This window comes from Pseudonocardia lacus, assembly GCF_018531445.1.
In the GTDB taxonomy this organism is placed as follows: Bacteria; Actinomycetota; Actinomycetes; order Mycobacteriales; family Pseudonocardiaceae; genus Pseudonocardia; species Pseudonocardia lacus.
In genome coordinates this window covers 1-12745 of sequence record NZ_JAHDTH010000105.1, presented here as the reverse complement: position 1 = coordinate 12745, position 12745 = coordinate 1, and the positions used below count along the sequence as shown (strand labels likewise).

12 protein-coding genes are annotated in these 12745 nt (G+C 74.8%); 5 read left to right on the top strand and 7 right to left on the bottom strand.

Annotated elements, in window-relative coordinates:
- Positions 1 to 400 precede the first annotated feature (400 nt).
- Positions 401 to 1108: a hypothetical protein gene (locus KIK08_RS21630; protein ID WP_214405040.1), complete on the bottom strand. Its 708-nt coding sequence runs from the start codon at positions 1106 to 1108 to the stop codon at positions 401 to 403.
- Positions 1109 to 1383: 275 nt separating this feature from the next.
- Between KIK08_RS21630 and KIK08_RS21625 the strand changes: the two genes are divergently transcribed.
- Positions 1384 to 2862: an FAD-dependent monooxygenase gene (locus KIK08_RS21625; protein ID WP_214405039.1), complete on the top strand. Its 1479-nt coding sequence runs from the start codon at positions 1384 to 1386 to the stop codon at positions 2860 to 2862.
- A gap of 9 nt (positions 2863 to 2871) precedes the next feature.
- Here the strand turns inward: KIK08_RS21625 and KIK08_RS21620 are convergent, their stop codons facing one another.
- From KIK08_RS21620 to KIK08_RS21600, 5 genes are read right to left on the bottom strand one after another with little or no spacing between them, the layout of a single operon-like run.
- Positions 2872 to 3498 (bottom strand): TetR/AcrR family transcriptional regulator, encoded by a 627-nt coding sequence (locus KIK08_RS21620; RefSeq protein WP_214405038.1) that lies wholly within the window; start codon positions 3496 to 3498, stop codon positions 2872 to 2874.
- A 38-nt stretch (positions 3499 to 3536) separates the two neighbouring features.
- Positions 3537 to 4337 carry an SDR family NAD(P)-dependent oxidoreductase gene (locus KIK08_RS21615; protein WP_308257786.1) on the bottom strand — a complete coding sequence of 267 codons (801 nt, stop codon included), beginning with the start codon at positions 4335 to 4337 and terminating at the stop codon, positions 3537 to 3539.
- Positions 4334 to 5584 (bottom strand): cytochrome P450, encoded by a 1251-nt coding sequence (locus tag KIK08_RS21610; protein WP_308257785.1) that lies wholly within the window; start codon positions 5582 to 5584, stop codon positions 4334 to 4336. The genes KIK08_RS21615 and KIK08_RS21610 overlap by 4 nt, the downstream gene beginning before the upstream one ends.
- Positions 5581 to 6711: a thiolase family protein gene (locus KIK08_RS41835; RefSeq protein WP_214405037.1), complete on the bottom strand. Its 1131-nt coding sequence runs from the start codon at positions 6709 to 6711 to the stop codon at positions 5581 to 5583. Before KIK08_RS41835 ends, KIK08_RS21610 begins: the two co-directional genes overlap by 4 nt.
- Entirely contained in the window at positions 6708 to 7082 is a 375-nt protein-coding gene (locus tag KIK08_RS21600) for a Zn-ribbon domain-containing OB-fold protein (protein ID WP_214405036.1), read from the bottom strand. Before KIK08_RS21600 ends, KIK08_RS41835 begins: the two co-directional genes overlap by 4 nt.
- A gap of 229 nt (positions 7083 to 7311) precedes the next feature.
- Here KIK08_RS21600 and KIK08_RS21595 point away from each other — a divergent pair, with 229 nt between their 5' ends.
- Positions 7312 to 8421: an LLM class flavin-dependent oxidoreductase gene (locus KIK08_RS21595; RefSeq protein WP_214405035.1), complete on the top strand. Its 1110-nt coding sequence runs from the start codon at positions 7312 to 7314 to the stop codon at positions 8419 to 8421.
- Positions 8422 to 8431: 10 nt separating this feature from the next.
- On the top strand, positions 8432 to 9832 hold the full coding sequence (locus tag KIK08_RS41830; protein ID WP_214405034.1) for a phenylacetate--CoA ligase family protein: 1401 nt from the start codon (positions 8432 to 8434) through the stop codon (positions 9830 to 9832).
- 12 nt (positions 9833 to 9844) lie between these two features.
- Here the strand turns inward: KIK08_RS41830 and KIK08_RS21585 are convergent, their stop codons facing one another.
- Positions 9845 to 10516, bottom strand: coding sequence for a globin family protein (locus KIK08_RS21585; RefSeq protein WP_214405033.1), 672 nt, complete (start codon positions 10514 to 10516; stop codon positions 9845 to 9847).
- Between the two features lie 188 nt (positions 10517 to 10704).
- Between KIK08_RS21585 and KIK08_RS21580 the strand changes: the two genes are divergently transcribed.
- Positions 10705 to 11355 (top strand): TetR/AcrR family transcriptional regulator, encoded by a 651-nt coding sequence (locus KIK08_RS21580; RefSeq protein ID WP_214405032.1) that lies wholly within the window; start codon positions 10705 to 10707, stop codon positions 11353 to 11355.
- A 45-nt stretch (positions 11356 to 11400) separates the two neighbouring features.
- A partial coding sequence (locus tag KIK08_RS21575; RefSeq protein ID WP_308257784.1) for an ATP-binding protein occupies positions 11401 to 12745 on the top strand: 1345 nt, incomplete at its 3' end.

The window sequence follows — 12745 nt, the reverse complement described above, 5'->3', positions numbered from 1 at the left end:
CCGGCGGCGCTTCCAGCGGGGACCTCAGCTCAAGCAGGGGAGCACTCGGGTGGGGTGTGGGCGCTACCGCGCCCACCGGGGCCTCGGCTCGGCTCGCGGCGCTGCGCGCCGCCTCGCCGGGCGTGCTCGCAGCGCCGGGTGAGTGCTTGCAGCGCTCGGTGTGTGGTCGCAGCCCGCCGGCGCGCTGCGACGTCCTAGCCGGCGCTGCGAGTCTCCCGTCCGCGCTGCGAGACCACGCCCGCCCTGCGAGGACGGCCCTCCCTCGCTCCGTCCGGCCGCACGAGCGCGGCTCTCGCCCAACCAGCGCGGCCCCCACGGGTGCCTGGCCGTCGAGAACGACGTTGTCGTGATCAACAGGCCCGGTTGATCACGACAACCTCGTTCTCGACGGGGGTGCGGGTCAGGCGCGGTGGGCGTTCGGGTTGGCGTTCTCGTTGGCCGTTTGGGTGCGGATCGCCGGGGTCACGCAGACGAGGTCGGTCGAGCGCGCCACCCGCCACACGTAGCCGTTGACGCAGGTGTTGGGGCCGTAGGCGCCCTGGGGGTTGACCCGGCTCGCGGCGGCGGCGTTGTCCGACGCGGCCTGGTTGCGCGAGGCCGGGGTGACGCAGATGTGGTCGCCGGGGAAGGCGTCGCGCCAGACGTAGCCCGCGGCGCAGGTGTCGGGGCCGTAGGGCAGCGGGACGATCGACTCGGTCTCCCACGGGCTGCAGCTGCTGCCGAACACGCCGGAGATGCAGCTCTGCGCCGAGTAGTCGATCACGAAGCCGCGGTCGGCCGGCGCGATCGGACCGAAGGACGCGTAGGTGAAGGAGTTGCGGAAGTCGTGGGCGATCTTCTGCTGGGGGAAGGTCTGCACCGCCCCGTTCCGGTTGATCGTCCAGCGCACCTGGAAGAAGTCGGCGGGGTCGTCCTCGGTGGCGTCGAAGTCCGAGATCCGCGCGGTCACCGTCGCCGTGGCGGAGTTGTAGGTCAGGTAGCTGCAGGGCCGGTCCAGCTCGCAGAGCCCGCCGGCCACGGCCGTGCCGGGCAGGGCGACGACCGCGGCGGTGGCGGCGACGGCTAGGCCTAGGGCGGCGGCGAGGCGGGACAGCAGGGTCCTGATCATCGTGTACTCCGGGGGCTCGGGCGGTCGGGTGCGACCCCGGAAGCGTCGCAACCCGCGGGGGACGGGCGGCATCCCCGCCAGGCCCGATGATCATGACCGCTCCGGAAGGGAAATCTCACCCTTCGGTGAGTCCCGATCACGCCGCACCGCGTCCGGGCTCGCGTGACGTGGGCGACACGAGCCGTCATGGACGCCTAATTCATGTACCGTTGAATTCAGTTGAGATCCCGGAACTGCCGCGGCGATCCCGCGGCACCAGTGGTGAGGAGGCAGTCATGTCGCAGCGGGTCGTCGTCATCGGAGCCGGACCGACCGGATTGATGCTGGCCGCGGAGCTGGCCCTGGCCGGTGTCGAGTGCACCGTCCTGGAGAAGCGGGCCGACCAGCCCAACCTCACCCGCGCGTTCGGGGTCGCCTCGCGCACCCTCGAACTGCTCGACGCCCGCGGCATGGCCGACGGGCTCGTCGCGCGGGCCAACGTCGTGCCCACCGCCGGCCTCAACGCCGGGGTCACGATCGACCTCACGCGCATCCCGAGCCGGTTCAACTTCATGCTGATCACGCCGCAGAGCATCACCGAGCGCACGATCGAGCGGCGCTGCGCCGAGCTCGGGGTGCGCATCGAGCGCGGGGTCGAGCTCGTGGGCCTCACCCAGGACGCGGACGGCGTCACCCTCTCCGTCGTGGACGCCGACGGCCCGCGCACCGAACGCGCGGCCTACGTCGTGGGCTGCGACGGCGCGCACAGCACCGTGCGCGCCGCGCTGGGCGTGGAGTTCGTCGGGCGGGAGAACCGCACCCCCATCACGCTGGCCGACGTCCGGCTGACCGACGCCGGCACCGGCGCGGTCAACGCCGCGGTCAGCCCCGAGGGCGTCGCGCTGCTGGTGCCCTTCGGCGACGGCTACCACCGGGCGATCGTCTGGGACCGGCGCAACGACCACCTGCCGATGGACGCCCCGCTGGAGCTCACCGAGATCCGCGACGCGTTCCGGCGCATCGCCGGCACCGACCACGGCATGCGCGACCCGCGCTGGATGTCGCGGTTCCTGTCCGAGCAGCGCCAGGCCGCGCGCTACCGCGTCGGCCGCGTGCTGCTGGCGGGCGACGCCGCGCACACCCACTCGCCGATCGGCGCCCAGGGGATGAACACCGGCATCGGCGACGCGATGAACCTGGGCTGGAAGCTCGCCGCCGCCGTCCGCGGCACGGCGCCGTCCTGGCTGCTCGACAGCTACCAGGCCGAGCGCCACCCCGTCGGTGCGCGCGTGCTGCGCCTGACCGACGGCCTCACCCGCGCCGCCCTGGTCCGCAGCCGCCCGCTGCTGCGGCTCGTGCAGTTGGGCATGCGCGCGGCGCTGAGCGTCGAGGCCATCCGCCGCCACCCCCGCGGCCTGGTCAGCGGCGTCTCCATCAGCTATCCGCCGCACGGCGAGCACACCCACCGGCTGGCCGGCCACCGCGCGCCCGACGCCGACCTGCCCGGCGGGCGGCTCTACGAGCAGCTGCGCGACGGCCGGTTCCTGCTGGTCACCGACGACCCCGGGGTCGCCGACGCCGCGCGCGGCCTGGGCGACCGGATCGCGGTGGTCACCGCGGAGCTGCCGGCCGACCTGCCCCGCACGGTGCTGGTCCGCCCCGACGCCTACGTGGCGTGGGCCGTCGACGGGCCGGTCCCGGCCGAGCGGGTCCGGCGGGTGCTCACCGACTGGTGCGCGCCGGCGCGCGACCGGGACGCGACCACCACGGGCTGATCGCCCCGTTCAGCCGTCCGCGCCGGGGACGGCCCTGGTCAGGCTGTGCACCCCGCCGGCGGCGAGCAGGCCACCCAGGGCCAGCGCGAACATCTCGTCGGCCAGTTCCCGGTCGGCCCGCTCGCCACGCGGGGTGAACCAGTGCTGCATCCAGTCCAGCATCCCGACGATGGCGCGGGCCGCGGTCCCGGGGCCGCCGGGCAGCGAGAACTCGCCGTTGCGCACCCCCTCGGCCAGCAGCGACTCGATGGCCGCCGTGTACTGCCGGTCCATCTGGTCGAACTGGGCGAACGCCGGCGAGCGCGGCCGGCCGATGTGCTGCAGGTAGACGAACGCGGCGGGGTAGTAGTCGGCGAAGATGCGCACCTGGGTGCGGATCAGCTCGCGCAGCCGGACGGCGACGCTGCTGGTGGCGTCCTCCCGCAGGCGGTCGAGCTCGGCCAGCAGCGCCCGCGCCGGCTGCTCGATGACCGCGAGCAGCAGCTCCTCCTTGCTGGCGACGTAGTTGTAGATGCTGCCCTTGAGGATGCCGACGCGGGCGCCGATGCCCTCCAGCGTGGCGTTGTCGTAGCCGCGCTCGCGGAACTCCTCGCCCGCGGCGCGCACGATGTCCGGCCAGCGGCTCGGACGGGGCATCGGTCAGCCCTCCCGGGCGGGCGGCATCGGCGGCGGCATCAGTGCATCGTCCAACCGCCGTCGACGCACAGCGTCGTGCCGGTGAGGTAGGAGCCGGCGGGGGAGGCGAGCAGCAGCAGCGGGCCGGCCAGCTCGGCGGGCTCGCCGATGCGGCCCAGCGGGATCCGGTCGACCACGGCGGCCGCCGCGGACTCGCGGGCCAGCAGCGGCGCGGTCATGTCCGAGGCGAACCAGCCGGGCGCCAGCGCGTTGACGCGGATCCCGTGCCGGCCCGACCACTGCTGGGCGAGGTCGCGGGTCAACCCCAGCAGCCCGGCCTTGGACGCCGAGTAGGCGGCCTGCGGCACCGTGCCGGCGGTCAGCCCGAGTGCGGAGGAGATGTTCACGACGGACCCGCCGCGCCCGCCGGCGATCATCGCCCGCCCCGCGGCCACCGCCATCTGGTAGGCGCCCAGCAGGTTCACCTCGAGCAGCCGGGCGGCGCGGGCGGGGTCGTCGCGCTCGGCGCGGGCGCCGTAGCCGGTGCCGGCGTTGTTCACCAGGACGTCGAGCCGCCCCCACTCCCGCACGGCGGCCTCCGCCAGCGCCTCGCACTGGCGCGGGTCGGCGACGTCGGTGGGCACCGCGACGCAGCGCCCACCCCGCTCGACGATCTCCGCGCGGGTGGCCGCCAGCTCGTCGGCCCGGCGCGCGCCGATCGCCACCGCCGCGCCGGCGGCGGCCAGCAGCCGGGCGAAGTACGCGCCCAACCCCGCGGAAGCCCCCGTCACCACCGCGACCCGCCCGGTCAGCCGGAACCCCGCCAGCGCCTGCTCCGCCAGGTCGTCCGGTCCGGTCACGGGTCGAACCGTAGCGGGAGTCGTTCCAGGCCCCGGGACAGCAGCACCGGGGCCCAGTGCGGTGCCTCGTCGCGGAACCGCAGACCGGGCAACCGCTCCAGCACCCGCGGGATCGCGATCGAGGCCTCCAGCCGGGCCAGCGGGGCGCCCAGGCAGTAGTGCAGCCCGACCCCGAACCCGAGCTGGCGGCCGTTGCGGCGGGTGATGTCGAAGGCGTCCGGTTCGGCGAAGACCGCCGGGTCGCGGTTGGCCGCCGACGGGCACAGGAACACGCGCTGCCCGCGCAGCAGCCGCCGCCCGCCCAGCTCGACGTCCTCGGCCATCAGCCGGGCGACCGTCTTGGCCGGCCCGTCGAAGCGCAGGACCTCCTCGACGGCCCCGCCGAGCAGGCCGGGGTCGGCGTCGAGCAGCGCGCGCTGGGCGGGGTGGCGCAGCAGCGCCAGCACCCCGCTGCCGATCAGGTTGGTGGTGGTCTCGTGCCCGGCGAACAGCAGCAGCACCCCGGTGGCGATGACCTCGTCGTGGCTGAGCGAGTCGCGGTCGTCGCGCGCGCTGATCAGCGCGGAGAGCAGGTCGTCGGCCGGTTCGCGCTCGTGCTGCTCGACCAGGCGCCCCAGGTAATCGGTCAGCTCGGCCATGCCAGCGGCGCCCGCGGCGTGGCGACCGGCGTCGGTCAGGCCGCCGAAGACGAGCCCGGTGATCCGGTCCGACCAGTCCTTGAACCGGTCCTGGTCGGCGCGCGGGACGCCGAGCAGCTCGGCGGTCACCGACGCGGTGAGCGGGTAGGCGAAGTCGCGGATGAGGTCGACGCGCCCGGTGGCCCGGCGCAACACGGCGTCGAGCAGTTCGTCGGTGAGCTCGACGACCCGCGGGCGGGTGCGCTCGACCGCGCGGGGGGTGAAGGCGCGGCTGAGCAGCTTGCGCAGCCGGGTGTGGTCGGGCGGGTCCTTGAAGACCATCCAGTCCTCCAGGACGCCGAACGCCGCGCGCAGGGCGGGGTCGGCGTCGGGCCCGTCGAGCCTGGCCCGCCGGTAGGGCGAGATCCGGTCGGAGGAGAAGCGCGGATCGCGCAGGGCGGCGGAGACGTCGTCGAAGCGGGTCACGAACCAGGAGCGGTACCGCGCGCTCCAATGCACCGGGTCGTGCTCGCGCAGGGCGGCCAGCAGCGGGTACGGGTCGGCGACGGCCCGCGGGTCGAGCAGGTCGTCCCCGCTCGGCGCACTCACGGTGCCGGACGGTTCGCTCACGGTCCCTCCAGGACGGCGACGACGCAGGCGTTGCCGTCCAGCACCGACACCCCGCCGCCCATGGTCTCGACCAGGCCCAGCCGGGCGCCGTCGACCTGGCGCCCGCCCGCCTCGCCGCGCAGCTGCCAGGTGATCTCGGCGAGCTGGGCCAACCCGGTCGCGCCCAGCGGGTGGCCCCGGGAGAGCAGCCCGCCGGACGGGTTGACCGGGTGGGTGCCGCCCAGCGCGGTCACACCCGCGGCGGCCGCCTTCCCGCCCGCGCCTTCCGGGACCAGCCCCAGCGCCTCGGTCGTGACGATCTCGCCGATGGTGAAGGCGTCGTGCACCTCCACGACGTCCACGTCGGTCGCCGCGTGCAGCCCGGCCGCGGCGAGCGCGTCGGCGGTGGTGTCGCGCACGATGTCGTAGCCCCAGACGTGCGGGGACGAGTGGTCCCACACCCGCCCGCTGCGCAGCGCCGCACCGCGCACCCGCACCTCGCGCGGCCCGCCGGTCGCCGGGGCGAGCACGGCGGCCGCGGCGCCGTCGGAGGTCGGGCAGCACTGCAGGACGGTCAGCGGGTCGGCGATCATCCGCGAGCCCAGCACCTGCTCGACGGTGTAGGAGCCCGAGTACTGGGCGCGGGGGTTGTGCAGGGCGTGCGCGTGGTTCTTCACCGAGACCGCCGCCAGCTCCGCCGGGGTCACCGCCCCCAGGTGCAGGTAGCGGGCGGCGCTCATCGCGTACAGCGCGGGCAGCGCCAGCCCGCCGCGCTGCTCGGGGTCCGACGGCTCGGGTGTGATCGCCCCGGAGAACGCGGTGCTCATCTGCTCGATCCCGAGCGCGAGCACCCGGCCGTACCGACCGGTGCGCACCGCCTCGTGGGCCTCCAGGAAGGCGGTGGTGCCGCTGGCGCAGGCGTTCTCGACGGTCAGCACGGGGACGCCGGTGATCCCGAGCGCGCGCAGCGTGCGCTGGGCGACCCCGGCCGGGCCGAAGACCGTGCCCACCCAGACCGCGTCGACGCGGTCGACCCCGGCGTCGGTGAGAGCCTCCCGGACCGCGTCGTGGGCGAGCGCGATCGCGTCGCGCTCGGGTTGGCGCCCGAAGTGGGAGGTGCCGACGCCGTGCACCGCGACCGCGCTCACGCGAGCGCCTCCACCCTCGGGTCGCCGTCGGCGGTCGGGGCGGTCAGGCGCACCCGCCCGCCGATCGTGGCGGGCTCCGCCGCGTCGACGACGTGCGCGAGCACCCGCGGCCCGTCGTCGAGGTCGACGTAGGCCAGCGCGTAGGGCGGGGTCCGGCCGGGCACCGGGATCCGCACGACGGTGCTGCTCCAGACCGTGCCGGTGGGGCCGAAGTCGGCCGGCTCGACCGGTCCGCGGCAGCGGGGGCAGACCGGCCAGGTGTACGCGGCCACCTCGGCGCAGGCCCGGCAGCGCAGCCCGGCGACCCGCCAGCGGCCGTCGGGCGAGCGTCGGGTCCGAGGTCGCGGATCGGCGCCGATCGCGTGTGGCACGTGGACTCCCGAGGTCGAGGTCGTGCCATGTAAGCAAACCGAGAGTCAGTTATCAATCCGGAGCCGTTGCGAGGTCGTCACCTCGTGCAACGTCCCCCACGAGGCGATCAGGTGCCGTCTTGACAGGGGTGAGTGAAGGCGGTCACTGTAGCCGTCGATCACGAAGCCGAACCAGGGTTTGGCAAAAACGCTGTTCGGCAACGACGCGCGCCGCCGGGAGGACCGACCAATGCAGTTCGGCTTGTTCACCATGCCCGAGCACCCCCCGATCGAGAACTGGACGCTGTCCTACGACCGGGACATCGACGACATCGTGCTGGCCGAGAAGCTCGGATTCGCCGAGTACTGGATCGGCGAGCACCACACCGGCGGCTACGAGAACGTCCCGGTGCCCGAGTACATGATCGCCAAGGCGTCCGCGCTGACCAGCCGCATCCGGCTGGGCACCGGCGTGATCAACCTGCCCTACCAGGACCCGTTCCAGGTGGCCGAGCGGATGGCGTTCCTCGACCACCTCACCCACGGCCGGCTGGAGTACGGCTTCGGGGGCGGCGGCCTGCCCACCGACCAGGCCCTGTTCGGCCTGGACCGCGCGGAGGCCGCGCCGCGCACCAACGAGGCGCTGGAGATCATCTGGCAGCTGCTGACCTCCGAGGAGCCGGTCAGCTACGAGGGCGTCTACTGGAAGTACGAGAACCGCCAGCTGCAGGTCGGGCCGTACCAGGAGGTCCCGCCGTTCGCGATCGCCGGGCTCACCGGCACGCACAACTACGCCCGCTGCGGGTCCAAGGGCTGGAAGGCGCTGTCGGTCTACTTCGCCCCGACCGACAACCAGGGCTACGCGAACGCCCCGGATCTGGGCGCGCACGCCAAGGCCCTCACCGGCGCCGCCGTCGAGGCCGGGCTGGACCCGGCCGTCGCCCGGCGCAACTGGCGGATCAGCCGGGAGGTCTACGTCTCCGACAGCCGCAACCAGGCGATGAACGAGATCCGCGAGGGCGTCAAGCGCTCCTACGAGTACCTGCTGGGCCTGGGCCTCGGCGCGCTCATGAAGAAGGGCGAGGGCATGGACGACGCCGAGCTCACCTTCGAGTGGATGGTCGACGAGATCCCGTGGATCATCGGCAGCCCGGAGGACTGCGTGCGCCAGATCCGCGAGCTCGAGGAGCAGACCGGGGGCTTCGGCACCTTCCTGATCAACGCCCGCGACTGGGTCACCACCGACAAGTGGAACCGCTCGCTGGAGCTGTTCGCCCGCTACGTCATGCCCCAGTTCACCGCCAGGGAGAACATGGCGCGCCGCCAGCGGCTGGCCGACGTCGCGCTCGGCGTGGCCTGAGGGAGCTGTCGTGACCGCCCTCGACGAGCGCGGCTTCCCCCGGTTCTGGGACGAGGAGCGCGAGACCCGAGACCCCGCCGTCCGGGAGAAGCTCGTGCTCGAGCGCCTGCAGCACCAGCTGCACTACGCGTACACCGAGCTGCCGTTCTACCGCCGCCACTACGACGCCCACGGCTTCCACCCCGACCAGGTGCGCTCGCTGGCGGACTTCACCGCCAGGGTGCCGGTGATCACCAAGAAGATGCTGGTGGCCGACCAGGCCGAGCACCCGCCGTTCGGCAGCTACACCAAGGCCTTCGACGCCGCGGACCGCTCGCGCGGGATCGCGCGCATCCACGGCTCGTCGGGCACCTCCGGCGCGCCCACGCTGTACGCGGTCTCGAAGGCCGACTGGGCGCGTGCCGCCGACGTGCACGCGATGGCCCAGTGGTGCGCCGGGATCCGCCCCGACGACCTGGCCCAGGTCGGGTTCCCGTTCGGGCTGTTCTTCGGCGGGTGGGGCGTGGTGCAGGGGTTGGAGCGGATCGGCGCGACGGTGTTCCCGATCGGGGTCACCGACTCCGAGAAGCACCTGGAGCTGATCACCCGGCTGGGCTCGACGGTGTTCAGCGCGACCCCGTCCTACTGCATCCACCTGCTCTCGGTCGCCGAGCGCATGGGGATCGACCTGCGGGGGAGCACGGTCCGCCGGATGCTCGTCGGCGGTGAGCCCGGCGGGTCGCTGCCCGGCACCCGCCGGATCATCGAGGAGGGCTGGGGCGCCATCGCCGTCGACGCCGGGTCGACCTCGGAGATGTACCCGTTCCAGACCAGCATCGGCTGCGAGGCCGGCACCGGTACCCACCTCATCTCCGACGAGGTGCACCCCGAGGTCGTCTCGGTGTCGGACCCGAACGAGCCCGTCCCGGTGGGCGAGCGCGGCGCGGTGGTCTACACCCACCTCTGGCGCGAGTCGCAGCCGATGATCCGGTTCGCGCCCGGCGACGAGACCTACATGGCCCCCGATCCCTGCCCGTGCGGGCGCACCTACCCGCGGCTGCCGGAGGGTGTCCTGGGGCGCCTGGACGACATGCTCGTCGTGCGGGGCGCCAACGTCTTCCCCTCGGCGGTGGAGACGGCCCTGCGCTCGGTCGACGAGCTGGGCCCGGAGTTCCAGATCCTGGTCCGGCGCCAGGGCGCGCTGGACGAGATGACCGTGCGGGCGGAGCTGGGTCCGCGGGCCGCGGCGGCGCTGGCCGGCCTGCCCGCGGACGCCGTCGACTCCGAGCGGGCCGCGCTGACGGCCCGGGTCGAGGCCGCGCTGCGCCGGGTGCTGGGCATCCGGGTCCCGGCCGAGCTGCTCGACCCCGGGACCCTGCCGGAGACCACGTTCAAGGCCCGGCGCGTGCTCGACGAGCGCCCGCGGCCCTGACCGGGGCCGGTCTCACCGGCGGACGGGGACGATCGCCTCGCCCAGCCGGGCCAGCACGACCTCGACCTGGTCGAGCGTCGGCTCCGGGACCGCCTTGGAGCGCAGGATCCCGACCAGGAGGGCGGTGGTCCGGTCCAGGTCCACCCGGTTGATCGGCTCGCCGCGGTCGTTGCGCACCCCCTCGTGCTGGTGGCGCAGCCGGTTCACCATGTCGGTGGTGACCCCGCCGCTGGTCACGGTGATGAGCACGGCCAGGAAGTGCGTCTGCAGGGTGGCCAGGTCGGCGGTGCGGAAGAAGCTCGCGATCCGCGGGTCGCCCATCGCGGCGGCGAAGAACTCGTGGGTGACCTCCGACCAGACGTTGGCGGCGGTCGGGTGGAAGTGCATCAGCCAGTCGCGCAGCGGGACGACCGCGGTTCCCGAGGTCACCGCGGTGACCGGGTCGTTCTCGACCATCGGCGGGTCGACCAGCACCCGGCTGCCCGGCGGGGGACCGGGCACGGGCGGGGCGGGTGGGGGAGCGGCCGCCCTGCGCCGCCGGGCGTCGACCCGGTCGGCCCACCACCATCCCAGCAGGAGCAGCACGACCACGAGGCCGAGCCCGACGCTCCACGGCGCCTGGACGCCGTCGAGGACGTGGGCTGCCGCACGCTCGCCGCTGGGGGCGGTCGCGGCTGTGGTCATGGTGGGCCTGCCGGGATCCGGGGGATGTCGGACGACCTCCGGCGGATGATCTCCGGTGAAGTCTGGAGCGAGCGTTCCAGACAGGTCAGGACCACGCCAGGCGGACAGGCCGAACGGCGCAGTGGCGGGGTCCGTCAACAGTCACGCGCGACGGGGCCGGCCGGCCGAAGCGCCACTATCGTCTGCGAATGCCGCTGCCCGTCTCCCCGCCCGCGCCGGCGGACCAGGGTGCGCGCTCGCGGGAGGTGATCCTCGACGCGGCCGAGGGCCTGATGGGCACGCGCGGCTACGCCGCGACATCGATCTCGCTGCTGGCCAAGGCCTCCGGCCTGCCGCCCAGCTCCATCTACTGGCACTTCGGGTCCAAGTCGGGGGTGCTCGGCGCGGTGATGGAGCGCGGTGCGCGGCGCTTCTTCGCCGCCGTCTCCGCCGCGGATTTCGCCGACCCGCCGGCCGACCCGCGCCGGCGCCTTGCGCTGCTGGTCGGGCACGTGGTGGCGGGCATCGGCGAGCACCCGCGGTTCCTGCGGCTGGTCGTCCTGCTGCTGCTCGGCGGCGACGGCGACCACCAGCACGGCGAGGTGGTCGCCCGGGTCCGCGCCGGGGCCCGCGGGCTGGTCCACCGCGGTCTGCGGTGGGCCTACCTGCCCTGGGGCGAGCCGGACGCGCTGCGCGTCGCCGACGAGCTGACCGACACCGCCCAGGCCCTGTTCGACGGCCTCTTCCTGGCCGCGCAGGCCGGTCCGCCGTCCGCCGCCACCGTCGTCGACGACGTGGAGGCCGCGCTGCACGCGCTCGCCGAGCACGTGCGGGACGGCCGGCCGCGCGGCGGGGTGTGATCGCGGAGCTGCGGCGGGGCCCGCGCGGGGTGCCAGACTGTTCCGGTGGTGGGCACCGGGCTGACCGCGCGGGAGGCCGAGGTCCTCGCGCTGCTGGGGCAGCGGCTGAGCAACGGCGAGATCGCCGGGCAACTGGTCGTGTCGGTGCGCACGGTCGAGAGCCACGTGTCGGCGCTGCTGCGCAAGTTCGGCGCGGCCGACCGGCGGGAGCTGGCCCGGCTGGCCGGGTCGGGTGGGGTGGCCGCCGTGCCGCCGGTCCCGCCCGGATCCGCGCTGCCGGTTCCGCTGACGCCGTTCGTCGGCCGGGTGCGCGAGCTCGACGCCGTCGTCGACGCCGTGCGGCGGCACCGCCTGGTGACCGCCACCGGGCCGGGCGGGGTCGGCAAGACGCGCCTGGCCCTGGCCGCCGCGCAGCGGCTGGCCCCCGGGCACCGCGACGCCGCGGTGTTCGTCGACCTGGTCAGGGTGCTCGACCCGGCGCTGGTGGTGGCGGCCGTCGCCGACGCGGTCGGCGTGCCGGAGCGCGCGGGCGTCGACCGGGCGGAGTCGCTGCTGGCCGCGCTGGCCGGGCGCGACCCGCTGCTCGTAGTCGACAACTGCGAGCACGTGGTCGACGGCGTGCGGCCCTGCGTCGAGCGGGTGCTGACGGCGTGCCCGTCGGTGCGGATCCTGGCCACCAGCCGGATCCGGCTGATGCTGCCCTTCGAGCACGTGTTCGCCGTGCCCGGCCTGTCGATCGCCGACGCCGCCGGGCCGTCCGACGGGGACGGGGACGCGGTGGCCCTGTTCGTCGAGCGCGCGGTCGCCGCGGGTGCGCCCGAACCGGTCACGGCGCACGAGCGGGCCACGGTGCGCGAGGTGTGCCGCGCCCTGGAGGGCATGGCGCTGGCCATCGAGCTGGCCGCGGCCCGCGTCCCCGGGCTCGGCCTGGACGGCCTGGCCGGCGCCCTCGACGCGCGCCTGGCGCTGCTCGCCGTCGGGCACCGCGCCGAGGGCCGGCACCGCTCGCTGCGCGCGGCGATCGACTGGAGCTACGCCCTGCTCGACCACGACGAGCGCGCCGCACTGCGCGTTGCCGCGGTCTTCGCGTCGCGCTTCGACGCCGACGCGCTGGCCGCGGTCATGGGCCGCCCCCGCGCGGTCGCGCTGGACGCGCTGGCCCGGCTGGTCGACTGGAACCTGGTGTCGGTGCGCGGCGGACCCCCGACCCGCTACCGGGTGCTGGAGACCATCCGCCAGTACGCGACGGAGGTCGCCCGCGGCGACGGCGAGGACGAGCGCCTGCGCGCCGCCCACCGGGAGTGGGTCCGCGACGGCCTCGCGGGTCTGCTCGCGGACACCGGCGACGACGAGTTGGCCTGGTGCGAGGCCGTCGACGCCCTCCTGGACG

What these genes read in the sequence shown, in the direction of transcription:
- KIK08_RS21630 (WP_214405040.1), bottom strand. Translation starts at nt 1,108, where the DNA reads ATGATCAGGACCCTGCTGTCCCGCCTCGCCGCCGCCCTAGGCCTAGCC.
- KIK08_RS21625 (WP_214405039.1), top strand. Translation starts at nt 1,384, where the DNA reads ATGTCGCAGCGGGTCGTCGTCATCGGAGCCGGACCGACCGGATTGATG.
- KIK08_RS21620 (WP_214405038.1), bottom strand. Translation starts at nt 3,498, where the DNA reads ATGCCCCGTCCGAGCCGCTGGCCGGACATCGTGCGCGCCGCGGGCGAG.
- KIK08_RS21595 (WP_214405035.1), top strand. Translation starts at nt 7,312, where the DNA reads ATGCAGTTCGGCTTGTTCACCATGCCCGAGCACCCCCCGATCGAGAAC.
- KIK08_RS21585 (WP_214405033.1), bottom strand. Translation starts at nt 10,516, where the DNA reads ATGACCACAGCCGCGACCGCCCCCAGCGGCGAGCGTGCGGCAGCCCAC.
- KIK08_RS21580 (WP_214405032.1), top strand. Translation starts at nt 10,705, where the DNA reads ATGCCGCTGCCCGTCTCCCCGCCCGCGCCGGCGGACCAGGGTGCGCGC.